Raw genomic sequence first — 24,762 nt, 5'->3', positions numbered from 1 at the left:
TGTTCGTTGCGTTTCACCAGCTATATATAGGCGCAATCCGCAAATGAACATTGTGCTTGGTCTGCGCGCCGGCTCACGCGGGCATCTTGAGCACGATTTTGCCGAAATGGCGGCTTGCCTCCATGTGCTCATGGGCTTTGGCTGCATCCGCCATTGAAAAGACCTGATCAATCACAGGAACGAACCCGCCATTGGTCAGATGCGGCCAGACATGTTTCCTCAATTCAGAGACAAGCCGCGCCTTTTCCGCGATTGGCCGGGCACGCAAGGTCGAGCCGGTAACCGTCAACCCGTTCATCATCACGCGTGCGATGTCGAGCGTGCCGTTGCGGCCCTGCCCGAATGCGATGAAAACGAGCCGGCCACCGCGTTTCAGGGCCTTTATATTATTTTCGAGATAGGGGCCGCCGATGATATCAAGAATGACGTCGGCACCGCCTTCACTGCGCAGGATTTCCGCAAAATCTTCGCGGCGGTAATTGATCGCGCGCTCAGCACCGAGTTGGACGCAGCGCTGCGCCTTTTCTTCATTCTGGCAGGTGACGAAGACGCGCGCGCCGAACAGCTTGCCCAGTTGAATGGCAGTCGTGCCGATGCCGCTGCCACCGCCATGCACGAGCAGGGTCTCGCCCTTCTTGAGCTTGCCGATCTCGAAAATATTACTCCAGACCGTGGCCGTGGTCTCAACTATGCCCGCGCTGGCCACCAGGTCCATGCTGTCCGGCACAGGCAGAACCTGACCTGCGGGCACGGTGCAATATTGTGCATACCCGCCGCCCTCCAGCAGGGCACAAACCCTGTCGCCAACCGCAAAACCGGACACATCTGCCCCAAGCGCGGAAATGGTTCCCGACACCTCGAGCCCCGGCAAATCCGACGCCCCTTCAGGGGGCGGATAAACACCGCGGCGTTGTGCGAGATCAGCGCCATTGACGCCGGCGGCCGTCACAGCGATCTGCACTTCTCCGGCTCTTGGTTGCGGCGCTGGCCGCTCGACCATCCTGAGAACTTCCGGGCCACCTTTACCGTCGATTTCAATTGCCTGCATAATGCTCTCCCTGGTGCCTAAAGACGCGTTTCGATAAAATTACCCACCTTGGCAATCATCTCGTCATTGTCCCACATCCGGGCATCGACCATGCTGGCGCTCAGTTCAAGCACGGGCAGGCCATTCCGCTCCAGCATGTCAATGCAGGCGCGGGTGCCGAATGCGGAAAGCCGGTCCCCGATCGGGGTCAGCATCACCGCCCCGTCGGCGCGAAAATCTTCCGCCTGTTTCAAGATCCAGCCGGACATCCAAGGCGGCAGGTGCAATTGTTCGTTCATCGAGATGCTGCGTGCCGCCAGGGCCCGCAACGGATCCGAAGAGGAATATTTGCGGTACCCGTCCGAAAGATAGTTCGAATACATCGACCACACAAAAACCGCACCGTGGCTTTCCTCAAATGCGCGATAGAAGGCTGTGTTGAACCACAGCCCCGTATTGAGCCACAAGAGGCGCTTTTTTTCATTGGGTGCGACCGAGGTTCCGTTTTCAACGCGCCCGGCGATCTCGTCGGCATAGCGCGCTGTATGGTCAACGGACCATTGGGAACCTCTGTTCCAGGTTGCAGCCATCACATTGGTCAGCTGATCCGGCATGGCAACGGGCAGTTTGTCGGCGCTGGCAATCAAATCGCGGGCGCGGGAGACGTTTTCGCCGGCAGCGTTGATCTTGTGCATCTGGTCCCCGAATGCGTCCAGATCGAACCGGCGCCCGGTCTCCTCTTGGGCAAACGCGATCAGGCCCTTGATCTGGTTCACATAGAAGTCGAGGCGGTGCGGCTCATAAAGGTTCTCCCAGGCGTGCTGGGCCCTGTTCCACCAATCGGGCGCAAGCCGTGTCTGTGCCGGCACATCCAGAAAATAATGGGGAGAGCCGAACGCGGCAGCCCATTGACGCGAGATGCGCTGCGCATAATCGCCGCGCAGACGGTCCACGATCATGGCGGGTTTGGGCAATCCGCCATAGGGCGCCCGCTCGGCATCCCCATCAAGTGTCGTCATCATCGGCAGGCTCAGATAACGCGGAAGATCCGCGTGGTATCCAAGCTTTTCCATAAGATCGAAATAATAGGGGGAGAGCCGCTTGGCCGAAATGATGGAGGAATACCAGGTGTTGGTCACCAGCGGCACGCCCATGGTGTGAAAAATTTCGTGGGGGGAGACCGCTGCCGCGATCACATAAGGTTCACCCTCGTTGATTGCGCGATCGCGGAAATCGGTAAACCACTGCTTCTGCCGCTCTTTGGCCAGCGCAGTCGCTGCAAGGGGCTCGTAGGCGGGTTGCGTCATTGGGATCCCCCGGAGGTCACGGTGTTCAGAAATCGCGAAAGGGTCTCGGCGTCGGCATTTGTGGCGAACGCGCCGCTTCGCGTACGCACGACACCTACCGCCAGGCCTGCGGCCGCCAGCCGGGACCGATGGGCGGGATAGTCCCAGCCAAAGGTGTCATCATGCTCATCGAAACAGAATAGCGCACCGGCCGGGGCATCCGTTCCGGTTTGATCGTCAGCGGGTGGGCCTGGTTCAAATTGACGTGGCGTGATGCCATGGATTTGGTAGTGGCGCGCAACGGCGCGGAACGGGTCCGCCTCGGTTGCGATGTCATGGGCATAAAGGCGTTCACCCCAGTCATGATCTTCGCCGATGACATCGATGCCGGCCGCGGCGATGACATCATAGATCATGGGAGATTCATGCCCGGCACCACTGACAAAGATCCCCGGGCGTGCCGGAATGTCCCCGTGCCACGCATCCCCGGCGGTCTCGCACAATAAGCGAAAATCAGCGGCGTCTAGCAACTGGCCGGCGGCAGCAAGCCGCAGTCGCTGCGCGCCAGTCGCGCCCGGGAGCCTGGTTGCAGCCCGAAACGCTGCCCGCGCACCGTTGGCATGAGCTATCTGAGTTGACAGAGCCTCGGCCGTCACCGGTTTGCCGGTGATCGTGCCGAAGGTCTCTGCAAGGCCAAGCACACGTTGGTGCACGTAATCTTCGGTTAGTTTGCCGGGCGTTTGCAGCAGATCGAACAGAATAAGCGGTGGCAGTTTGAGGTCAGGCTCGACCGAACGCACATATTCAACGAGATAGTAAAACTGCAGCAGGCCCTCCGAGCTTCGCGGCACGACAATGGCGTCCAACAGGTCGAACTCGCCCGAGAGCAATGTGTCGAACACCTGGCGGAGCCACATCTCGTGCACAGGTTCCATGAAGCGGTCAGCGCGCGGCGTCGCGCCTTGCGGGCCGCCACGCAATCTGACACCGAACCCGCCAGCGGCTTCGATGACTTCGCGCGGCGCGGCGGCGCCCAGAACGCCGAAAACCATCGTGCCTGCCTCTTTTTTGGCGCGCGCCGGCGCGAGAGGGTCGGCAAGCAGCGCATCAAGTTGGTGCAGATCGGTCAGGCTTTTACTCATATGACCTTGCGCTCCTTCAAGTCCGCGACCGTACGCGCGTCAAACCCCAGTTCCGACAGTATTTCATCGGTGTGTTCGCCAAGGTCGGGGGCTTGGGTGCTGGTTCCCGGTCCATCCACATCGGTAACAAATCCGCCGTTGATGATCCGCGTTGACCCCTCCCATGCAGGGACGTCCACATCGTAAAAGGTTGGCCGGCCATCGAAATGGGGATGATTGATGATCCCGGCGAGATCGCGCACCACCGCTGCCGGCACATCGCTGGCATTGAGTTCGATTTCGAGCTCTTCGGCCTTCCACTTGGCAACCGCTGCAGAAATTTCTGCGCGCAACGGTTTGGAATGCTCCCATCGTCCAGGCGCGTTTGCGTAACGCGGATCCTCGATGAGACCGTCAAGTCCCAGCACCTTGCAGAGTGAAACGAACTGGGCGTTGGTATTCGCACCAATGGAGATAGGCCGGTCACTGGTCTCGAACATGTCTGCAGTCGCGCTGAGACTGAACCCCTTGTTGCCAACACGCGGCGGCACATCGCCGGTCGCAAGATACTTCAGAACCATTGAACTCATCAGCACCATCGAGGCGTCCAGCATGCTCACATCGATGCGCTGGCCGCCGCCCCCGCGCTCACGCCGAACCAGCGCGGCAAGTATGGAGAACGCTGCCATGTGGCCTGAAAAAGTGTCAATCAAGGGAAAACCGACCTTCATGGGCGGATCGTTCTCGGCGCCTTGCAGCGACATCATTCCGGACATTGCCTGAGCGATGTGGTCATAGGCGGGGTTGTGCTTGAGGTGAGAATCCTGCCCGTATCCGGAGATTGAGCAATAAATAAGTGAGCTGTTGATTGCCTTGCAGTCTTCCCAGCCCAGGCCTTTGGCATCGAGCACGCCGGGGCGAAAATTTTCCACCAGAACATCGGTGTCGCTGATCAGGCGCCTGAGGATATTCATGCCTTCTGCGGTCGAAAAATCGAGCGTGATCGACCGCTTGCCCGCATTATAGCCCACAAAGTTGGGAGAGTTTCGTCCAAAGCGCGGATCATGGCCGTAATAACGCATGACATCGCCCTCACCCGGGCGCTCCACCTTGATCACCTCCGCGCCCAGCAGCGCCAGTTGACGTGTGCAGAATGGGCCCGCCATTACATGGGAAAGGTCGAGGATTTTGATCCCGTTTAATGCTTGCGCCATAGATTTCTTGCTCCTGCCATCTTTGCCCAAATACGAGCTAATCTTTTCACATGGTGCGAGTCTATTGCACATCGTGATAGTTTCCGCTATGTAACATAACGAAGTCCAAACGCCAATAGGCGCAATCTGGGAGGAGGGACTGATGCTTGAACGGCGGCAGGAAGGTGCGGAAAAACAGGAAGGTACAGCGGTGCGGGTTTCGATTCGCAACCTGTCCAAGATCTACCGCACACGCCGGGGCGAGCATGTCGCACTCGACAATGTGTCGCTGGAAATCGGTGCTGATGAATTCGTTGTCTTGCTGGGGCCGAGCGGCTGCGGAAAAACGACGCTTCTGCGATGTATTGCTGGTCTGGAAGAACCGGATGCCGGTCAGATCTATATCAATGGGCAACTGGTTTTCTGTTCGGAATCCGGGGTTTTCGTGCCCCCCGAAAAGCGTCAGCTCAACATGGTGTTTCAGTCCTATGCGCTGTGGCCACACCTTAAAATCAGCGAGAACGTGGCTTATCCGCTCAAAAACGGTGGCGTGAATACGCGGGATGCGCACGCCCGGGCCCAGGAGGCGCTGGAGCTGGTCGGTCTTGGCACCTATGGTGCCGCTTACCCCGGACAGTTAAGCGGCGGTCAGCAACAGCGCGTGGCGCTGGCCCGTGCGATTGTATCGGGCGATGGGCTTGTGCTGTTTGATGAGCCTTTGTCAAATCTCGATGCCAAGGTGCGCGAGCGTTTGCGTATCGAACTGCTCAACCTGCAGGCCCGCATCGGATTTTCAGCCGTTTATGTGACACACGACCAGGTCGAAGCGCTCGCGCTTGCCGACCGCGTGGCGGTGATGAATGTCGGCCAAATTGCGCAGACCGGAACGCCCATGGATATCTATGACAGGCCGCGCACCCGCTATGTGGCCGACTTTGTGGGCTCGGCCAATGAGATCGAGGCAGAAATCCTTGAAGCCGGTGACACGCTGACCGTGTCGACCCCCATTGGTGCGCTCAAGGGCGTGGTGGGCGGTACCCCGCTCAAATCCGGCGACAAGGCCTGGGTGATGTTCCGCCCTGAACATTGCAGTTTTGTTGATGCAAGCCGGGCCGCCGAAACAAATGTCGTTTCCGGCGAACTGACTCACTCCTTCTATCTGGGGGCAGTTGTCCAGCACGTAATCCGGTGCGGTGACCACGATATAGTGGTGTCGCAAAGCGGCCAGGCGCCACGCGAAATCGGCCAGCAGGTTCATATATGCTGTCCGCTGGAAAAGGTCCGGATCTTTGAGGTAGGGGGCAGTGAATAATGAGCTTCACTGCTCCTGAGATCGAGACGGCCACCAGACGATTCCGGCTCCGGCCCTATGTCGCCCGGCTGAGCCCGTTCACTATTACCTTGTGGTCAATACTGATCGCACTTTCCGCAATGCTCATTATCTACCCCCTTGGCATCGCCCTGATTTACGAATTCAGCAACGTGGTCGACGGATTTGCGCGGCTTACAACGGGTGACTTGTCGCGCTCAATTCCCACGGTCATCCTCAACACGCTGATTGTCGTTGTCGGCGCAACCGGTATCGCGATTGTTATTGGTTCGGCCCTCGCCTGGGCCAATGAACGGTCCGATGCCAGCCTGGGCTTTATGGGGCAGTTGCTGCCCCTTGCCGCTCTTATCGTGCCCCCCGTCGCCGGTGTGATTGGCTGGGCGGTGTTGCTCGATCCGCGCGCAGGGCTGCTCAATTATTTCTTTCGCGGAATGCTGCAGCTCTTCGGGATCGATCTGCGTCAGGGGCCGTTCAACATATATTCCATGACCGGCCTGGTGATCATCACCGGACTTTACACGGTTCCATATGTCTATCTGGTTGTGTCTGCCGCCTTGCAAAGGCTCGATCCAGCGGTTGAAGAAGCGTCACGCGTAAGTGGTGCCGGCCCGTTGCGCACCATCCTGAAGGTGACCTTTCCCGCAATCAAGCCTGCGCTCGCCGCTTCCATTCTCTTGGGCTTCATTTCCGGCGTCAGCTTGTTTTCCGTCCCCGCCGTGCTTGGCGCGGGCGCGCGCATCGATGTGCTGTCGGTTTATATTTTCCGGCTTTTAAGCGAATACCCCGCCCAGACCGGCCCGGCTCTTGTTCTTGCAATCGGTTTGCTCTTGGTGGTGCAGATCCTGCTTTTCGGCCAGAACATGCTGGTCAAACGCGGGCAAAATGCCACCATTGCCGGCAAGGGGTTCCGGGGCACGGCCGTGCGGCTTGGGCGTTTCCGCTATGCGGTGCTCGGCGTTGCGGTGCTATATCTCGTGGCGACCTCGGTCCTCCCGCTTCTGGGTTTGCTGCTGGTATCTTTGCAGCCTTTCTGGACGCCTGCGATCAATCTGTCGGTGCTGACCCTCGACAATTTCCGCTTTGTCCTGTTCGAGAACCGGCAGACCGTGGCAGCTCTCGTCAACTCGATGGTGCTGGGTTTTGCCGTTGCCACACTCAACATGCTGCTCACGGGTGCCATTGCCCTGCACTTCACCCGGAATGGTACAGCGCGCAAATTCGCCGATAGCCTGACAGGCCTGCCAGCGACCATTCCGCATACGGTGATCGGGGTGGCTTTCATTCTGGCTTTCAGTCGCGAGCCGCTACGCATTTATGGCACCACCGCCATTCTGTTTTTTGCATACCTGATAATGACAATTACCTATGCCGCCCGCGCATCGGCTGCCGCTGCCGATTCTATCGGGGCCGAGCTCAGTGAATCGTCCCGCGTCTCAAAGGCCAGCGACCTCAGGACACTGGTGAAGATCTTGCTGCCGTTGGCCCTGCCAGGTCTTGTTGCGGGCTGGATCATGGTCTTCGTGCATACGGTCGGAGAGGTCACGGCCTCAGCCTTTCTCTCCGGTACGCATAACCCGGTGATCGGGCGGGTACTGCTCGATTTCTGGAACTTTGGAAACTTTCCGCAAGTGGCGGCACTTGCCCTGGTGATCACGGTGATCAGCTCAACGCTTGTGGGGCTAATGCTCTTCATAACCCGGCGGGCACACAAGGCCACCGTTTCGTGACGGCTTGGCACGGGCCATCGTCCGTGCCGTTGAAAACCAATAATTGTGAATAAGGAGGAGACTATGTCACATAACTACAAAACCCATATCGGCAGGATGGTTTCAACCCTGTCGGCTTTGGCCGCTTCGCTGGTCATGTCAGCGACGCTTACCGGAGCCGCCCAGGGACAGGACCAGGCACTGGTCGATGCCGCCCAAGGCGAAGGCAAACTATCCATTTATGCCAATATTGATCCGGGTATCCTGCAAGGGCTCGCGGATGCATTTCAGGAAAAATACAATATCACCGTTGATGTGCAGCGCCAAAGCTCATCGGCGCTGGCCCAGCGTTTCATGGCCGAGCGTGAATCCAGCATCAATATTGCAGACATCTATTACAGCACCGACCAGGCCTTTCACGTCGATGGCGTGAAAGCGGGTATCTTCGCCGCTCTCGACGACGTGCCCGGCATATCGACATGGCCCGCCGAAGCCGTGTTCGATGGCTATGTCATTCTGGGCTATAATCCCTATTCGCTGGTGTGGAATACGGATCTGGTGGCCGAGGGGCTGGATAGTTGGGAAGATCTGGCTGATCCGCAATGGGCGGGACAGGTTATGCTCACAGATCCACGCTCTGGCGTCACCTCGAACCAGTTCTACAAAATGTTGCGCGATGCCTATGGTGACGACTTCCTGCGGCGGCTGGGCAAGAACGCAACCTATTCGAAAAGCGCGGTGCCGGGAATGCAACAGGTAGCCGCCGGAGCACAGGCCATGTATGCCCCGGGCATTCATCAGGTCGCAGTGGGACTGATCGCCAAGGGCGCGCCGCTGCAAGAGGCGTTCCCTGAGCCGACGATCTCATCGAATAACCTGATGAGTCTGGTGGCAGATGCGCCAAACCCCAATGCGGCGAAGCTGTTCATGTCCTTCCTGACCACAGTGGAAGGCCAGCAGCTCAACAACCCCGATGGCTTCCCCCCGATCGAGGGCGTGCCCGGTGCACGTAATATGCCCAAGGTCGTGGTGATCGATCCGGCAATTGCCCAGGCCGAATCCGACGAAATGGCAAAGCTGATGGGTCTCTAGAGTATAAGCGCGAACTCTAGCAATTATGCCTTCTGCCTGGCACCCGCACGCATCGCGTGCGGGTGCCAGGCCCGTCAACAGGCCCCACATCAGCGCTCGCATTTATTCGGTAAGTCTTCGTCCTGGGGAACAGGTTTCTTCTAAAGAAGAGGACCAAGGCCGCACGTCCCCGGCAGCATGCAGCAATCCGCACATCGTCACGATGACGCCCCTGAAACTGCAAGTGAAGCGATCACCAAAATAAGTATTCGCCACGCCGGAACACAGCGAAACCGGAACGAGGCAAAAAAAGCAAAAGCGGGAAACAACCCACTTCGTATAAAATCTGGCGCACGAAACCTTGCCCGGCCCCACCTATTGGCGCGAACCAATATACGGCACCCTTTTCACGGCCACCGTGGTGGTACCACAATCATCCAACCCAGAGAAAAACTGGTGCACCCGACACGATTCGAACGTGTGACCTCTGCCTTCGGAGGGCAGCGCTCTATCCAGCTGAGCTACGGGTGCTAAACCAGTTTCATGCTTATGGCGCAGCAAAGCCCTGGCTGCAAGAGGGAAGACGCGCAAAATTCTTAACGGCCTCGGTCACACGTTCGAATCGTGTCGGGTGCTTTTATGTGGCGGGTAAGTGCCGGGATACGTATTAGTCCTGAACCAGCGTCCAAATGCGCTTGAGCGGCAAGTCCTTTTGAATATCTTCTGGAAGCTTGTCATACACTGAGACCAGCTGACTGATCAGAGTATCCGGGGTCCATAAGCGGATCTTGAAAAAATTCCGCCGCGCTTCGTCATCAGCTTTGCTGGTAAAGCCACCCCATGCGACTATGAGACCAAGATCTGCACCGAAGGTGCTCAACACCCCTTGAAGCTCCCGCACAACCTTCACATCAAGAGCGCCGTCTTGCGATTTGACCTGAACGCACATGCGAGGAGATTCTAGCCCGAGTGAGCCTTTGCCGCACAGGATATCAACGCCTCCATCCGCTCCCTCGTCGGTGCGGTCGGTCACGAAACCCTGCGCAATCAGAACCGCCTCCACAAGCCGCTCTAATTCATGCCCGCGAAATTTTCGGCTGATGTGATCAGAAATCTGGTCGGTTGCGATCCGCTCAAGATCAGGAGCCGAAATATCCTCTCCTTCAGATACTGCTTCCTGCTTGCGGTCATTTCCGACTGACAATGTTCGCCCTTCAAGCATGGCGCGAAACCGATCCTCCGCACGATTGCGGCTGACCTGAAACACGGTCATCGCGCCACCAATAGAGAATCGCAGGTCGCTATCTATGCTTTGTCGCGGGATGTCCTTTTTGATCCACTCTATCGGAATTTGATGTTTGCAACCCGCTGGCGCGTCGGTGACAAAACGATAGGTGCCAGTAACCTTGCCAATCGCGACAGTCGAGGTGCGCTTCCGGGGGAGGATAACAAGGTCTCCAATCGCTATTCTGTTCGAGAACGCCCAAATCTGGGTTTCCCAGTTCTTCAGCTTATTTTCGGCCTCTTCGGAATAAGTCTCCACGAGTAAGGGCAGAAGCTGTTCGCGAGACTTTACGGCGGCAAAATCAGGCGCATCGTCCCATCCCGCCACAGCTACATTGTTCGACAACGCATATTGTTCCTGCTCACCATTGCGACCAGCGCGTGCAACCCATACTGGCACTTGTGCCTCCCCCAAAAGCTTCCAACTGCAGTCAATATAATGAACGGCATTTTTAACAGGAACAAGTGCCCTGCGCTAAAGGTCAAAACTCTTCTCTGGACGCTCCCTCTGCCCATGGCTAACCTGCCCCCCAGGGGATTTCATTCAGGCATTTGCATTTGACCGATTTAGACCAACTCATAGCCAACGCCTCCGCTTCGGGTGGTTCGGAGCGGGCCAACTATCAGCTGTTCATTCTCGGGCTGTGTGAAGCGCTCGGTTTGCAAAAGCCTGAGATGGCGCAAGAGCACAATCATCACAACGATTATGTTTTTGAACGCCGTGTCGATTTCAAACATCCCGATGGCTCGCGCACGGCAGGCTTTATCGATTGCTATAAGCGCGACAGTTTCGTGCTCGAAGCCAAACAATCCGCCAAGCGCCAAAAGGCGGCTGAAAACCAGTTCGACCTGCATGGCGAAGAAGCTGGTCAGCGCAAGCTTGGCCATGCCCGCCGGGGTGGTGCTGGCTGGGACAAGGTGATGATCGAAGCGCGGCGGCAGGCGGAGAACTATGCCCGCGCGTTGCCGGTTGAACACGGCTACCCGCCCTTTTTGATTGTGGTCGATGTTGGCCATGTCATCGAAATCTATGCCGACTTCTCAGGGCAGGGAAAAAACTACGCACATTTCCCAGACCGGCAGAACTATCGCATCCGTATGGACGATCTGCGCGATGCAAACGTGCAAGCCCGGCTCGCGGCCATTTGGTCAGATCCGCACAGCCTCGACCCCGCGAAAAAATCGGCCGAAGTCACGCGAGACATTGCTGGCCGCCTCTCGATCATCGCCAAGCGCCTTGAAGGCAAACATGACCCGCGCGACGTGGCCGAGTTCCTCATGCGCTGCCTGTTCACAATGTTTGCCGAAGATGTGGATCTGCTGCCCAAAGGCATGTTCGCCGATCTGCTGGGCCAGCTTGCTGATGATCCAAAAGCTTTCGTTCCAGCTCTTGAGACGTTGTGGAAGACCATGGACGAAGGCGGGTTTGAGCCGCGCTCCATGGCCTCGCTGAAGCGCTTCAACGGTTCCCTGTTCAAAACGCGCCGCGCCCTGCCATTAGCACCAGAGGATATTCACGAGCTTTACGTCGCAGCCAAAATGGATTGGCAGGATGTGGAGCCGGCCATTTTTGGCACCCTGCTCGAACGCGCACTTGATCCGCGCGAGCGCTCTAAACTCGGTGCCCATTACACCCCGCGCGCCTATGTGGAGCGGCTGGTGGTTCCCACCATCATCGAGCCACTGCGCGGCGACTGGGTCGAGGTGCAGGCGCGGCTGAGGGAATTGCATGATGCGGGCGACGATGACGCGGCATTGAAACTGGCCAAGGACTTCCATCACAAACTCTGCACCACCCGCGTGCTCGACCCGGCCTGCGGCACCGGCAATTTTCTCTATGTGTCGCTTGAGCTATTGAAAAAGCTCGAGGGCGAAGTGCTTACCGCCATCGAGGATTTGGGCGAGGACCAGTCCTCATTGATGATGGACGGCGAAACCGTCAACCCGCGCCAGTTCCATGGGCTCGAACTCAATCCACGCGCGGTGCCCATTGCCGATCTGGTGTTGTGGATCGGGTTTTTGAAATGGCAACTTAAAACGGTCGGTCTGAAAGACATCCCCGAGCCAATCTTGCATGCCTATGGCACCATCCAACATCAGGATGCAATCCTGGCCTATGATGCCGAGGAGCTGGTGCGCGACGACAAAGGCGCACCTGTCACCCGCTGGGACGGGGTGACGAAAATGGCCCATCCGATTACCGGAGAAGATGTGCCCGACCCATCAGCCCATATAGAACTTTATACCTATAAAAACCCGCGTTCCGCCCCATGGCCAGAGGTGGAGTTCATTGTCGGCAACCCGCCCTTTATCGGCGGCAAGGACTTGCGCGCCGAGCTGGGTGATGGCTATGCCGAAGCGGTGTGGAAAGCCCGACCGAATGTGCCCGGCGGTGCCGATTTCGTCATGCAGTTCTGGGATGAGGCGGCAACGCGGCTCACCCGCAAAGCGACGAAATCCAACCCCAATCCGCTCCGCCGTTTTGGCTTCATCACCACCAATTCCATCACCCAGACGTTTTCCCGTCGCGTGATCGAAAAGCACATGGCGGGAAAGACCCCGCTCTCACTGATCTTTGCTGTGCCGGACCATCCTTGGCTGAAAGCCTCCGACAAGGCGGCAGTTCGCATTGCCATGACTGTTGCGGTGAAGGGCGCACGTGAGGGTGTGCTGGCGGAGGTGGTAGATGAAAACGGGCTGAATACGGATGCGCCCTTGGTGTCACTGGAGACGAAGGAAGGGAAGCTTCGCGCTAATTTGAGTGTCGGAGCAGATCTGAGTCTGCTTAAGCCACTTCATGGCAACAGCAGTTTGGCGCACATGGGGGTAAAATTGCACGGCATGGGCTTCATAGTTAAATCTGCTGATGAGTTTCCTGAAACAGAAAGAGAACTGTTCAAACGGTTTGTAAATGGGCGTGATCTCGCGCAGTCCTCCAGAAACGTTCTGGCGATAGACCTTTTCGGACTCTCTCGAAAGGAAGCCGCTACCAAAGCGCCTTATGCTTTTCAATATATTCGCGACCGAGTAAAACCTGAACGGGAAGCCCAAGCTAACAAGTCGCCAACTGCTGATGCCGTTTCTTACGCGGAGAATTGGTGGGTATGGGGCAAACCTAGAGGGGAGTGGCGAACACTCACAAATCCACTTCCTCGGTTCATAGCAACCGCTAGGACAGCTAGGCACCGAGTGTTCCAGTATCTCAGCAAAGATGTAGTGATTGAAAGCAAGGTAGTTGGCATCGGCGTGGATGATCCAAGTGTGCTGGCGGTAGTTTCGTCACGACCGCACTTGGCTTTCAGTGAGAACACTGGTGGCTGGTTAGGTGTCGGAAATGATGCTACTTACAATCACTCAGATTGCTTTACTCCCTTTCCGTTTCCAGATCTTGCCGAAAACGCCGAAACTTTATCGCGCCTCACCGACCTAGGCGAACGTCTCGACAACTTCCGCAAGGAGCGTCTGGCGGCGCACGAGTTTCTCACCATGACCGGGCTTTATAATGTGCTCGAACGCGTCCGTGAGCTGGAATGGGGCGCCGGACCGGGTCGCGCCGTTCTGGCTGAACGCGGTGAAACTATCGACCCGCTCACCGACAAGGAGCGCGCTATTTACGATGCCGGTCTGGTCGGCGTCCTCAAGGATATTCACGACGAAATCGACCAATTGGTCTTTGCGGCCTATGGGTGGGATGATCTGGCACCCCGCCTTGTGGGGATGCCCGGTGCGACCACGCCCAGCGGTTACAAGACCGAAGACCAGCAGGCAGCAGAAGAAGACCTTCTGACCCGCCTCGTCGCCCTCAATCAAACACGTGCTGCCGAAGAAGCACGTGGGCAGGTGCGCTGGCTGCGCCCCGACTATCAAATCCCAAAACTTGGTCACAAAGTTGCCCGGCCAGATGGCGTGCAGGCAGAAGCGGACCTCACGATCATTACCAAGGCCGACAAGCCAAAATGGCCAACCGACGGTCTCGACCAGATCCGTGTGGTTGTCGATGTGCTGGCACAGGCACCAGCCCCGGTGCTCCCCGATGCCATCGCTGCAGCGTTCGACGGGCGCAATACGCCAAAACGCAAAACCCGTGTCGAACAGGTGCTCAACACCCTCGTCGCCACCGGCTCTGCCCGCACCGGCGAGATGGACGGTCAAACCCGGTATTTCGTCCCGCGCTAATATTCGCGGTGTTTAACATCATAGGGCACAAAAATCGGGCGGCATGAATAGAAGCGCGCTGGCGCACGTTAGCGAGTTACTGCATAGGTGCATCTATATATCGCGCATACCGAGCCCATGAGCGCCGGGTGCGCAGCAAAGCGTATTTGGTGGAGTGCCGACATGGCCAAGAAAGTAATCCGGGACAATGCCTATTATCTCAAGCGTATCGAAACCGAGCATCCGGCAGTTTGGGCTGACTGGAAATCTGGCAAGTTCAAGTCGGTGAATGAGGCGCGGCGCGCTGCCGGGATGATTACTGAGCGCACACCGCTTCACGAACTCAAGAACGCATGGGGAAAAGCAAGCCGCGCAGAGCAGCAAGATTTTCTCAGCTGGTTGCGGCTCGGAGCTGCTAGCCTGGGCGGGACCTCCGCGGCGTCGCCTATTGCGCTCAATGCTTACCTTCAGCCGTGGGCTAAGAAACGAATTGAAGAAATTTTCGCTACCCGTGGACTAAAGATGGGAGATGTAATGGATGAGATGGGTTTCGAGCGCCTCAACCCATCACTCGGAATGGCGTTGAACCGGGATAGTAGCCTGCGGCCAGCCATGATAGCCGCCCTTGAAAAGTGGATAGCTGACAACGCGTCTGTTTGATGGACGTTGCATCTCGAGAGGCGCAAAAAATGCTGGATCAATTTATTTATTGCGGGGTAGTAGGAAGAGGACAATGGACTCTCATGTTTGCCTTGTAACAAAGGAGGATAGGTCCAGAATTCTCGCTGTAAACTAAAGGCATCCGCACCTGTTCGCCCTCAGAAACCTAAGACTTAGCTATCCAGCAGTGGACAGGTAAACAATAGATAAAAATGACATACAATAGTAATCAAGCATCCGGTTAAGCTTTCTTCCCCCCAAGACCTTCCTTATGATGTTGAAGGCCTTAAGGAAAGAACTGCTTCCGTATCAAGCTGGTAAAGAGCCTTACGATTGTCTGTCGAAGCAGGCGGTGTCCTAGACCTGCATGCGGCTCCGTTCTCGATCTTTAAAAGATCACACGGTCGTCGGCGATGCCGACGCCTCACTGTAAGGCTAATACCTACTACCAAACAGCGAGAGGAAGATGCGGCGACGCAGAGCTTCCATCATTTTTGCGCGTTCACAGCACGTCGGCTGTTGGTGCAACCTCCACAAGGCGTCCTGAGAACATCAGGGGAGCGCTTGTAGCGATATCCCGTTCGGGTGCGGAGCCCTCATAGCGGGCGTCTCGTTTTCGCCCAACCGCCTTGTTCAAAGTCCGCATATGAGCCCTCGCAAGAGAGCATTGACAGCTACATTATAGCAAAATTGACAAGGGAAGTCGCAATTTTCTTCCGAAAAATCAAAATAATCAGTCTAGTCGAGCGACCAAGTCTGCCGCCTTCAGATGGCTATATCGCTGCAACATCCTCAGTTCTTTGTGCCCGGAGATCGTGGACACTTCGATTACGTTCAGGCCACGCTCCAGCAGCCGGGTCACGGCCTCATGTCTCAGGTCATGGAATCGAAGGTCATCGCTTTCAGCCCTGACTCTCAGATGGCTCCAGGCTTGCACAGCCGCAGATTTGGTGCTGGGTATCACGGCGCTGCCGGACCGTGTCTCAGCGAGCTCCTGAAGCGCTCCTAGGGCCCTTCGAGAGAGAGGGATGTCGCGACTTTCACCGTTCTTCGTAAGCTGAAGGTGCGCGATACGTTTCTGGAGGTCCACATCGTCCCAGCGCAGGGCTAGAAGTTCGCCTTGGCGCATTGCGGTCTCGAGTGCGAGAATGATCAAGGGTCGCATATATGGGCTTCGCCCCGTATCGGCTGCGGCGAGTAGCCTTTCCTCTTCGCCAATTTCCAGTCGGCGATCCCGGCCTCTGGGTGTCTTGGGTCGCCGGATCATACGGCACGGGTTGATTGCGAGATTGACACCCCATTCGCGTCTCGCGGTCTCGACAGCATGGCCGAGCGTATTGATCTCCTTGAGCACTGTCGATGATGCGACCTCCTTTAAGCGCTCATCTCTATATTGAGCGACCACAGCAGGGGTCAGCATGGCAAGTGTCCGGTAAGCTATAGAGCGTCTGGTCATCGCCCTGACGCGAAAGCCCTCAACTGCGGCGCTCCGTTTTAAAGGTGTCACTTCATCCAGATAACGCTCCAGCAGCTCGCGGACAGTCATTCTCTCTGCAAGCCGGGTGTCGGAGAAATGACCGACGCGGTCGATTTCGGCTTCAAGGTTTCGGGCCCATTTCTCGGCGTCGGATTTGATATCAAAGGATTTGGCGCGGGGCTGTAATCCTTTACGGCGGACTTGTGCCTGCCAACGTCCTCTGAGTTTGCGAATAGTCGCCATCACACACCTTTTGAATTCGCCTTTCATGTGCGTAGGACGCCCCCTGAGGGGTGCCAAGGCTCTTTCCGTTCGATAGATAGCTGGCGCGTTTGTAAGCGGAGGATCCGGCTCTACGTGCGTGCGCAAACTGAAGGTCGGGGGCCGTTTTCAGTGCAATTAAAAGCAGGAGATCATTATCGCGATTATCGGAGTTATGCCTTTTTCGGGGTCGCTGGCGTTTCACAGTCTGGCATCAAACGCGTCGTCTGCGCACTATAGATGCATCTACAAAAGGCGCGTCGAAAACATTTTCAGCCAGGCAGGCCAGAGCTTTCGCTTGTGGCGGAATGCGCGGGGAGGCGAAACTTCGACGCTGTATGGCAGCAATCCTAGTGGGGGAGAAAGGTTATGCCGGATAGTTGCGATCAAGTTGTCGAGACCAGTTCGCTGGATGCCGTCCATGTTGACAAATTGGCAAAAAATCAATTTTCGGGCGTTTTTGTCAACATAGGGGAAACAACCGGTTACCCCTGCTCGTATTTGAATACGAGGAACCGTAACATTGGCCACCAGATTTGAGATGCGCGCGAGCCTAAAATGGCGTTTATGACACCCCAAAACGACCCGATGTAAACTTAGGGCAACACGAATGTAAACTTAATGCACCCCTTCGGTCCTGTTGCGGGAGTGGCGCAAACGTGCCGTTGGGTCGAATTTGCATAATCCTAGACGGGTGCTGCCTTTGTGTTTCCTTTGGGGGGCAGTCGTTTGCCGCGAGGAGCAAGCCGGCACGAGGGCCGTGTTGTTAAGGCAGCGCTTTGTCGTGGCAGGCTACGGAGCTGGTAATGGCCTAATCAACCAGGTTTCTTGAATGCTATCATCTAAACCAGATCCGACCGTTGAAGGGTATTTCGTCACCACCACGTTGGTGACAGGCGAGCAATCATTCAAGGACACTGGCAAAGAGACCGATTTGTCGGACCTAGCGATATGAGCGTCAATGACCGCACTGTTCGAAGAACTCCAAGAGTAGATTGTGCCAGAAGGTGGCGCGTCGGTAACCACATTTTTAATTGCCGCGTAAACCTGCTTTGGGAATTGTTCGCAGCTCGCTTCCGCAAATTTGCCGTTTAAATGGCGGTTCAGCAGTTCTTGGTCTTCCTGATCGGAACCGATCGCCAGCCAGATACCATCTGTCCCATCGCCGTCTGGTTCCTCGGCACAACTTGCCGCTGAGAGGCGAAGGTGGTCTTTCGGGAGAGAAAATGGACTAGTGTTGCACGGTTCGAAAATAACCATTCCGTCATCGTATTCAGCAATTATATGTCCAACTTGTGCACTACCATCTGTGGTTTCATATGGGCCTTTGGGCTGACTTACGACCACAGCCTGCGAGATGGAATCCAACTGTATTGATTGTGCGGAGGCGCTTCCCGTGATCACCGCCGTGATAATCGCAAACAGTGCAACCTGCATTAATCCTTCCTCCCCACCCATTTTCGGGCTCGAATTTTGCCGGATTCTAAAATTGAAAAGATCGATCCATACTCCTGCGGATTATAAGTCGACCGGCATAAAAGGAAGGTTTGGCTGTCCGTCGCAAACACCTGAACCAACCCCTTTCTAATTGCGCACGCTCTATAATCTTTTTCGACTTCTCCAGATGAGGTGTCATCCAAAATCACCGTTTCAACTCGAGCACGCTTCCCTTCCCATACTCTTTTTGCATCGGCCTCCGCAGCAATTTTGGCCAGTTCAATTCCACCAAAGGTGGAGAGAACAATCGCCGCAAGTAGTGAGCACTGGAGAAGCGCTGCCTTTAGCCTCAATTTTTTTGTCGCAGACAGGCACGGGAAGGCGAATACAAATAGGCAGAGTCCAGCAAAGAGTAAAAGCGCACTCCACCATTGGGCAAAAGGCTTTAGAGAAAAGACAAGAATGGTGGGCATCGGAATGGCGACTTCAGTAATGTCGATCGCGAATGCACCGAGGTAGAATGATAAGTAAGCCCAGCCGCATAAGAAAAGCGCAGCAACCGGCACCGCAGCAATTAGTGTTTCTTCCATGACGGATTTTAGGCTCAACGTCGCGCCACCAAAAATGTTTAAAATTATGGCTTATTTATTGACACGATCATTCCGCTTTGCAAGTCCACAGCGATCAAGTCGCTAACCGTGTTGTCAAGTAACGAGGTGTGGATCAGTCGTTTTCGGTGCCTAGAGAGTGCCTAAGGGGGCATATTTTGGTTGAATGCGGCGAGAAGGCCAGACTTGGCAAGGATTACGAAGTAGGCTGTGCAGCTCTTCGGAGGGCAGCGCTCTATCCAGCTGAGCTACGGGTGCTAAACCAGTTTTATGCTTATGGCGCAGCAAGGCCCTGGCTGCAAGAGGGAAGACGTAAATCTTGATAGCGCCCCGCATATCTGTTTGAAGCGCGACAGGTGCGGTCGTCTGGCGGCATCCATGTCGGAGCGGCTTTTGGGGGCTGTCACGCCATCGGGTTCCGCTGACTTTGGAACGTTCAGGCCTGCCCATGATCAGCACGTTGCTCGTGATCCGCTTCAAATGGCCGCAGCAGGTTGGGGGCGGCTTCTCCCGGTGCCTGTTTCCCCGGCTTTCCGGGGACTTCAAGGCATTGGGCGGCTCCCCAAATAATTCTCGCGTCGACCTGAAATCAGACCCGCAGCAGCACTTTGTTAACCGGCGGCGCGGAATTATTCAGGACGGGCTAATGTTTTCCCGTTCAATTTGAAACACCCCTATATTCCCGCAGGAGACTTAATTTATGAAGGCCCCCGACGCGACGGCATCTATGCCGGAGGCTCTGCAGTCACGACTGGATTTTCTGAAGCTGGATCATGAATCAGCGGCTCGCCTTGCAGGTGTGCGCCACCATGTCGATAAACACCTGCCACTGGCCCTCAGCGCGTTTTACGATCAAATAAAACAGGTGCCTGCGGTCGCCGGGTTTTTCGCGGGCCAGGCCCAGATGGACCGCGCCGAGAGCCGTCAGGCGGCGCATTGGCGCGCCATTGCCAGCGGCGAGCTCGATGCCGCCTATTATCAGGCCAGCGCGCATGTGGGGTTGCGGCACGCAGAAATCGGTCTTGAGCCCCGCTGGCATATCGGTGGCTATGGCGTAATTTTCGAAACGCTGATGCGCGGTATTATTCGCGACAGCATCGATGCAGCGCTGACCCCGCAGACCGGGCGCTTTGGCCGGAAGGCGCCTGTCGATCCCGATCATGTGCGGGCCGAGGCTGAGCGCATGGGGGAAAATCTCGCTGATCTGCTCAAATCCATGCTGCTTGATGTCGATATCGGGGTGTCCGCCTATTTTGACAAGCTGACAGCCAATGCCGCCGCAGAACAGGCCGCGGCCAGCGACAAGATCAACCGGGCGGTCACGCTGACCGGCGAGGTCCTGCGCCATGTCGTTGATGGGGATCTCGATAAACACATCACCGCCGAGTTTGATCCTGAATTTGAACAGATCAAGCAGGACACCAATGCGGTTGTCGACAAGCTGGCCGATATTGTGGCGCGGCTGCGCACCACCTCGGGCGCGGTCAAAACAGCCACCGGCGAGATCCTGTCCGGTGCCAATGATCTGGCCGACCGGACAACGCGGCAGGCGGCAACCATCGAAGAGACATCGGCGGCCATGGATCAGTTGGCCCAAACCGTCTCCAGCAATGCGGCCAAGGCCCGCAGCGCGCGGGATACCTCGCAAGGGGTGTCGGAGATTGCCGAGGCGGGCGGCAGCGTCATGCACGAGGCGAATGAGGCCATGCAGCGCATCACCGCCTCCAGCGCCAAGATCTCCAGAATCATCGGCATGATCGATGATATCGCCTTCCAGACCAACCTTCTGGCGCTCAACGCCTCGGTCGAGGCGGCGCGGGCCGGGGAGGCCGGCAAGGGCTTTGCCGTGGTCGCGGTAGAGGTGCGCCGGCTGGCGCAGTCCGCCGCCAATGCGTCATCTGAGGTCAAGCAACTGGTCGAACAAAGCGAGAGCGAAGTGGGCGATGGGTCGCGCCTTGTGGCCGATGCCGCCGAAAAGCTGACGCATATTCTGGAGGCCGTGCACAAGAATGCGGCCGTCATGGATGAAATTGCCAGAGACAGTCATGATCAGGCAACGGCGATTGACGAGATGAATTCGGCCGTGCGGCATATGGATGAAATGACGCAACACAATGCGGCACTGGTCGAGGAAATAAATGCGGCCATCGAGCAGACCGAGGCCCAGGCTTCAGGGCTGGACCGGATCGTCAGCGTCTTCTCGCTTGGCGCAAGACCGCGCCCCGGCAACGCATCTGCCCATCAGGATTATGCCCGCAGCGCCTGACCGCTTGGCAACCCCGCGCCGTTGCAGGTGCGGGGGCATGCCGCTGCCGGCCCAAAAAGATCGTCTCTGCCCACCGCCGGAAAACAAGTGTTAACCACCACAAAATCTTCCCGGAGATATTGGCTGTAAATCGCGCAATCTGCACTTTCGTAAAGAAAATAAACATTCGCACGTGCTGTTATATCGAAGTCGTACGCGAAGGAATATTCTATGCAAGCGCATCGTGATTCAGAATTGTCGGCATTGCAGAACGAGATACTTGAAGCCGTGGCCACCGGCATGCCGCTTGCCGAGGTTGCTGAAATCCTGTGTCGCCGGGCCGAAGCGCTTGCCCCTGATGCCATTTGCACGGTCGCCGCGATTGATACCGAGGGATTGATACATCCCGTCGCCGGCCCCAGCCTGCCCAGATCCTATGGCGAGGCGATTGACGGCGTCCCTATCGGTCCGGAGGTGGGCTCGTGTGGCACAGCCGCCTATTTCGGCACACCGGTGGAAGTTGTTGATATCGCCACGGACCGGCGCTGGAAAAATTATACCGGTCTCGCGCTGCCGCTCGGATTGCGGGCCTGCTGGTCCAGCCCGATCAAATCACCCGACGGGCAGGTGGTTGGCACATTTGCATTTTACTACCGCCAGTCGCGCGGCCCCAGCGATATGGAACGCCAGCTCGTCGATACGTGCGTGCACTTGTGTTCCATTGCCATGGAGCGCGCCGAGGTCAGCCGGCGGCTGCAGCATCTGGCCTACCACGATCAGCTGACCGGCCTGCACAATCGCTACGCCTTCGATGAAATCATCACCCAGAGCATGGCGGTTCCCGACCATGGTTTTGGCCTGCTCATGCTCGACATCGATAATCTGAAACAGGTCAATGACAGCATGGGTCATGCCGTCGGGGACCAGTTGATCTGCGAGGTCGGCAATCGTCTGGCCAATGCGGGCACGGGCATGCATGTTTATCGTCTCGGCGGCGACGAATTTGCGGTGTTGTGTCCTGATTGCGATGATCCCGAGGCCTTGGCCGGCATTGCCGCACGCCTGCTCGGCCAGATGGAACGCCCCCATGAATGCGAGGGCAACACCATCTTGCTGCAAATCACCATTGGCGGCGTGCTCAGTAACAGGGACGGGACCAGTGCCGACACATTGCGCCAGAATGCTGACCTGGCCCTTTATCATGCCAAACATACCGCCAGGGGCGAATATATCCACTTTCATCCCGGTCTGCGCACCTCGATCCAGCGCCGCACCGAACAGATCGCCCTGCTCGACAAGGCGCTGGATGAAAACCGGGTCTTTGCCCATTTCCAGCCCGTAGTGTGCATGCGCCGGGCGCGGATTGTCGGCGTGGAAGCGCTGGCCCGCATCCGCACACCCGAGGGCGAGGTCATCAGCGCGGGCTCCTTTGCCATGGGCCTCACCGATTCAAAAAATGCCTATCGCCTGACCTCCTGCATGCTCGAACAGATCGCCAGCGCCATGCGCGGCTGGATGGATGAGGGGCTGGAATTGCGGCATGTGGCGCTCAATCTTTCCACTGTCGATTTCCATCGTGGCGATCTCGAACAACGTCTGATCGCGCCCTTCAAGGCCCACAATGTGCCCCTGCATTTCCTGCAGATCGAAGTCACTGAAAACGTCTTGATGGATCAGGAAGTTGCGGGCATGGTCACCCGTTTGCGCGCCCAGGGCCTGCAGGTGGCGCTCGATGATTTTGGCACCGGCTTTGCCTCACTTAGCCATCTCAAGGATTTCCCGCTCGATTATATCAAGATCGACAAATCCTTCGTCGACAGCCTGCTCTCCGACATTGCCTGTGGTGCCATTGTCGAGGCGCTGATCAGCATGGCGCAAAAAATGCAGATCGGCATCATTGCCGAAGGCGTCGAAACGCTGGAGCAGGCCAGGCGCCTGCTTGAGATTGGGTGTCCGCTGGGGCAGGGCTATCATTATGCCCGCCCTGTTGATCGCGACGCTATCGCCGTTTTGCTGCGCACCTTTGATGGCACGGCCAAGACGGTTGCAGACACCACGCTTCAGGTGCGCAATTCGGCCTGAGCCATTCAGCGCCCGCCGAATTTTTCCTGCCAGCTCGGCGCAAGGTCACCGGGGGCAGGGCTGGCGAGATAGACCGCCCGCGCGATTGCCCGCGCCAGACACACTGAGGCGGCATGCCCCAGCGCAATCGCATCGGCCAGCGGGTCTTGCAGCGCTTTTTCGCCGGTCGATACTGCAAAGATCAAATCCCCGTCGACGGGTGTATGCGCCGGGCTGATCGCGCGGCCCATGCCATCATGGGCCGCCACCGCCATGCGTTTCGCCTGCGCCTTGGTCAGCACCGCATCGGTCGCCACAATGGCGATGGTGGTATTGGCGATTTCGGCCATCACCTGCGCCTTGGTCATCGCCGTCTCGGCAAAGCTGACCGGTTCACCTGCCGGCCCCAGCCCACCAAATTCGCCGTTCATCTCAAACGCATTGGCCCAGAAATTGGGGTGTGGGCCCATGGTCACCGTCCCGGTGGGGTTGGCCACCACCAGCGCCCCAACGGTTATGCCGTTTTCAAGCACCAGCGAGGCCGACCCAAGCCCGCCTTTAAGCCCCGCTGTCAGCGCCCCGGTGCCGGCCCCGGCTGTGCCAAGGGCAAAATCCTCGGCGGCGTTCTCAAGCGCCTGTTCGCCCAGCCCGCGATAAGGATTGGTGCCCCATTGCTTGTCGCCGCCATTGATCAGATCGAAAATGATCGCCCCCGGTACAATCGGCACCCTGACCGGCCCAACCTCAAATCCGCGGCCGGCCCGCGCCAAGGCATCCGTCACCCCGGACCCGGCATCAAGCCCAAAGGCCGAGCCGCCTGAGAGCACCAGCGCGTCGATCGCCTCCACCAGCTTGTCCGGTGCCAGCAAATCGGTCTCGCGCGTCCCCGGCGCGCCACCCATCACATCGACAGCGGCCACAAACGGCTTGTCGCCGATCAAAACCGTCACCCCGGATTTGACCTTGTGGTCCTCGGCATTGCCAACCCGAAGGCCAGCCACATCGGTAATCAGATTGCGCGGTCCCGGCTGCATCCTGTCGTCCCTTAATTATCGTGGCGCTAGATGCAGCGGCCACCATCCACTTCCATTGCCACACCGGTCACCATCGAGGCTTCATCCGAGCACAAATAGCACGCGGCATTGCCCATATCCTCAGGGGTGGAAAACCGCCCCATCGGAATGGTCGAGAGGAACTTGGCCCGCATCTCAGGCGTGTCTTCGCCCATGAAGGTTTTCAGCAACGGCGTCTCGCCCGCCACCGGATTGATCGCGTTGACGCGAATGCCGATCGGCGCCAGTTCCACGGCCATGGATTTGGTCGCATTGATCATCCAGCCCTTGGACGCGTTGTACCAGGAGAGGCGCGGACGCGGGCTGACCCCGGCGGTCGAGGCGACATTGAGAATGGCCCCCGCCTTGTTGGCCTTCATATGTGGCACCAGATGCCGTGCGGTCAGATAGACCGATTTCATATTGACCAGAAACACCCGGTCAAAATCGGCTTCCGAAATATCATCCAGCGCTGCCGGCTGGTGCGAAACCCCGGCATTATTGACCAGAATATCGAGCTTGCCGAATGCCATGATCGCCGCTGCTGCCAGCCGCGAAACGCTCTCGTCGCGCGAGACGTCAACCTGCTGCGCCAAAGCGCCATTGCCCAGTTCGGCGGCCAAAGCCTTTGCGCCCTCGATATTGATATCGGCAATCATCACCCGCGCGCCTTCGGCGGCGAACTTGCGCACAATCCCCGCGCCAAAGCCCGACGCCCCGCCGGTTACAATGGCGCTCTTACCTTCAAGCCGCATTATTTCATCCTCATGATCAATTGTTGAGGGGCG

Annotated in this window: 18 protein-coding genes and 1 tRNA gene; 8 read left to right on the top strand and 11 right to left on the bottom strand. The window is 57.4% G+C overall.

Annotated elements, in window-relative coordinates; genetic code table 11:
• Window positions 1–73: 73 nt before the first annotated feature.
• The 4 genes from L1P08_RS10180 to L1P08_RS10165 are packed head-to-tail and all read right to left on the bottom strand — an operon-like array spanning window position 74 to window position 4,648.
• A complete protein-coding gene (locus tag L1P08_RS10180; protein ID WP_303616910.1) occupies window positions 74–1,048 on the bottom strand; it encodes an NAD(P)H-quinone oxidoreductase in 975 nt (324 codons plus the stop codon).
• Window positions 1,049–1,065: 17 nt separating this feature from the next.
• The gene (locus L1P08_RS10175; RefSeq protein ID WP_303616909.1) at window positions 1,066–2,334 is read right to left on the bottom strand and encodes a 2-hydroxyacyl-CoA dehydratase family protein; all 1,269 of its coding nucleotides are present in this window, start codon (window positions 2,332–2,334) and stop codon (window positions 1,066–1,068) included.
• Entirely contained in the window at window positions 2,331–3,455 is a 1,125-nt protein-coding gene (locus L1P08_RS10170; RefSeq protein ID WP_303616908.1) for a 2-hydroxyacyl-CoA dehydratase family protein, read from the bottom strand. The genes L1P08_RS10175 and L1P08_RS10170 overlap by 4 nt, the downstream gene beginning before the upstream one ends.
• On the bottom strand, window positions 3,452–4,648 hold the full coding sequence (locus tag L1P08_RS10165) for a CaiB/BaiF CoA transferase family protein (RefSeq protein ID WP_303616907.1): 1,197 nt from the start codon (window positions 4,646–4,648) through the stop codon (window positions 3,452–3,454). Before L1P08_RS10165 ends, L1P08_RS10170 begins: the two co-directional genes overlap by 4 nt.
• Before the next feature lie 142 nt (window positions 4,649–4,790).
• Between L1P08_RS10165 and L1P08_RS10160 the strand changes: the two genes are divergently transcribed.
• The 3 genes from L1P08_RS10160 to L1P08_RS10150 all read left to right on the top strand — a co-directional run bounded on the left by L1P08_RS10160 (window position 4,791) and on the right by L1P08_RS10150 (window position 8,755).
• Complete coding sequence (locus L1P08_RS10160) at window positions 4,791–5,939, top strand: ABC transporter ATP-binding protein (RefSeq protein ID WP_303616906.1); 1,149 nt, start codon at window positions 4,791–4,793, stop codon at window positions 5,937–5,939.
• On the top strand, window positions 5,939–7,684 hold the full coding sequence (locus L1P08_RS10155; RefSeq protein ID WP_303616905.1) for an ABC transporter permease: 1,746 nt from the start codon (window positions 5,939–5,941) through the stop codon (window positions 7,682–7,684). Before L1P08_RS10160 ends, L1P08_RS10155 begins: the two co-directional genes overlap by 1 nt.
• A 63-nt stretch (window positions 7,685–7,747) precedes the next feature.
• Entirely contained in the window at window positions 7,748–8,755 is a 1,008-nt protein-coding gene (locus tag L1P08_RS10150) for an ABC transporter substrate-binding protein (RefSeq protein ID WP_303616904.1), read from the top strand.
• A gap of 433 nt (window positions 8,756–9,188) precedes the next feature.
• Here the strand turns inward: L1P08_RS10150 and L1P08_RS10145 are convergent.
• Together L1P08_RS10145 and L1P08_RS10140 are read right to left on the bottom strand one after the other, a co-directional pair.
• Window positions 9,189–9,265 (bottom strand) — tRNA-Arg (locus L1P08_RS10145).
• A gap of 136 nt (window positions 9,266–9,401) precedes the next feature.
• Window positions 9,402–10,418, bottom strand: coding sequence for a restriction endonuclease (locus tag L1P08_RS10140; RefSeq protein WP_303616903.1), 1,017 nt, complete (start codon window positions 10,416–10,418; stop codon window positions 9,402–9,404).
• Between the two features lie 158 nt (window positions 10,419–10,576).
• Between L1P08_RS10140 and L1P08_RS10135 the strand changes: the two genes are divergently transcribed.
• Window positions 10,577–14,194, top strand: a complete 3,618-nt coding sequence (locus L1P08_RS10135) for a class I SAM-dependent DNA methyltransferase (protein WP_303616902.1) — start codon at window positions 10,577–10,579, stop codon at window positions 14,192–14,194.
• A gap of 162 nt (window positions 14,195–14,356) precedes the next feature.
• Window positions 14,357–14,833: a hypothetical protein gene (locus L1P08_RS10130; RefSeq protein WP_303616901.1), complete on the top strand. Its 477-nt coding sequence runs from the start codon at window positions 14,357–14,359 to the stop codon at window positions 14,831–14,833.
• A gap of 733 nt (window positions 14,834–15,566) precedes the next feature.
• Here the strand turns inward: L1P08_RS10130 and L1P08_RS10125 are convergent.
• From L1P08_RS10125 to L1P08_RS10115, 3 genes are all read right to left on the bottom strand, one after another.
• The gene (locus tag L1P08_RS10125) at window positions 15,567–16,580 is read right to left on the bottom strand and encodes a site-specific integrase (RefSeq protein ID WP_303616900.1); all 1,014 of its coding nucleotides are present in this window, start codon (window positions 16,578–16,580) and stop codon (window positions 15,567–15,569) included.
• 783 nt (window positions 16,581–17,363) lie between these two features.
• Complete coding sequence (locus tag L1P08_RS10120) at window positions 17,364–18,008, bottom strand: hypothetical protein (protein ID WP_303616899.1); 645 nt, start codon at window positions 18,006–18,008, stop codon at window positions 17,364–17,366.
• The gene (locus L1P08_RS10115) at window positions 18,008–18,598 is read right to left on the bottom strand and encodes a hypothetical protein (protein WP_303616898.1); all 591 of its coding nucleotides are present in this window, start codon (window positions 18,596–18,598) and stop codon (window positions 18,008–18,010) included. Before L1P08_RS10115 ends, L1P08_RS10120 begins: the two co-directional genes overlap by 1 nt.
• 466 nt (window positions 18,599–19,064) lie before the next feature.
• Between L1P08_RS10115 and L1P08_RS10110 the strand changes: the two genes are divergently transcribed.
• The 3 genes from L1P08_RS10110 (at window position 19,065) to L1P08_RS10100 (ending at window position 22,943) form a co-directional block, all read left to right on the top strand.
• Window positions 19,065–19,283 carry a hypothetical protein gene (locus L1P08_RS10110; protein WP_303616897.1) on the top strand — a complete coding sequence of 73 codons (219 nt, stop codon included), beginning with the start codon at window positions 19,065–19,067 and terminating at the stop codon, window positions 19,281–19,283.
• Between the two features lie 33 nt (window positions 19,284–19,316).
• On the top strand, window positions 19,317–20,882 hold the full coding sequence (locus tag L1P08_RS10105) for a methyl-accepting chemotaxis protein (RefSeq protein ID WP_303616896.1): 1,566 nt from the start codon (window positions 19,317–19,319) through the stop codon (window positions 20,880–20,882).
• Between the two features lie 210 nt (window positions 20,883–21,092).
• On the top strand, window positions 21,093–22,943 hold the full coding sequence (locus tag L1P08_RS10100; RefSeq protein ID WP_303616895.1) for a bifunctional diguanylate cyclase/phosphodiesterase: 1,851 nt from the start codon (window positions 21,093–21,095) through the stop codon (window positions 22,941–22,943).
• Window positions 22,944–22,948: 5 nt separating this feature from the next.
• Here L1P08_RS10100 and L1P08_RS10095 read toward each other — a convergent pair whose 3' ends face one another.
• A complete protein-coding gene (locus tag L1P08_RS10095; RefSeq protein WP_303616894.1) occupies window positions 22,949–23,956 on the bottom strand; it encodes a P1 family peptidase in 1,008 nt (335 codons plus the stop codon).
• A 26-nt stretch (window positions 23,957–23,982) separates the two neighbouring features.
• A complete protein-coding gene (locus L1P08_RS10090) occupies window positions 23,983–24,729 on the bottom strand; it encodes an SDR family oxidoreductase (RefSeq protein ID WP_303616893.1) in 747 nt (248 codons plus the stop codon).
• Window positions 24,730–24,762 lie beyond the last annotated feature (33 nt).

The sequence above is a fragment of the Mariluticola halotolerans genome (genome assembly GCF_021611515.1).
Classification (GTDB): Bacteria; Pseudomonadota; Alphaproteobacteria; order Rhizobiales; family Devosiaceae; genus Mariluticola; species Mariluticola halotolerans.
Note: the sequence above shows the minus strand (reverse complement) of the source record. Positions and strands in the feature narration are given on the sequence as shown.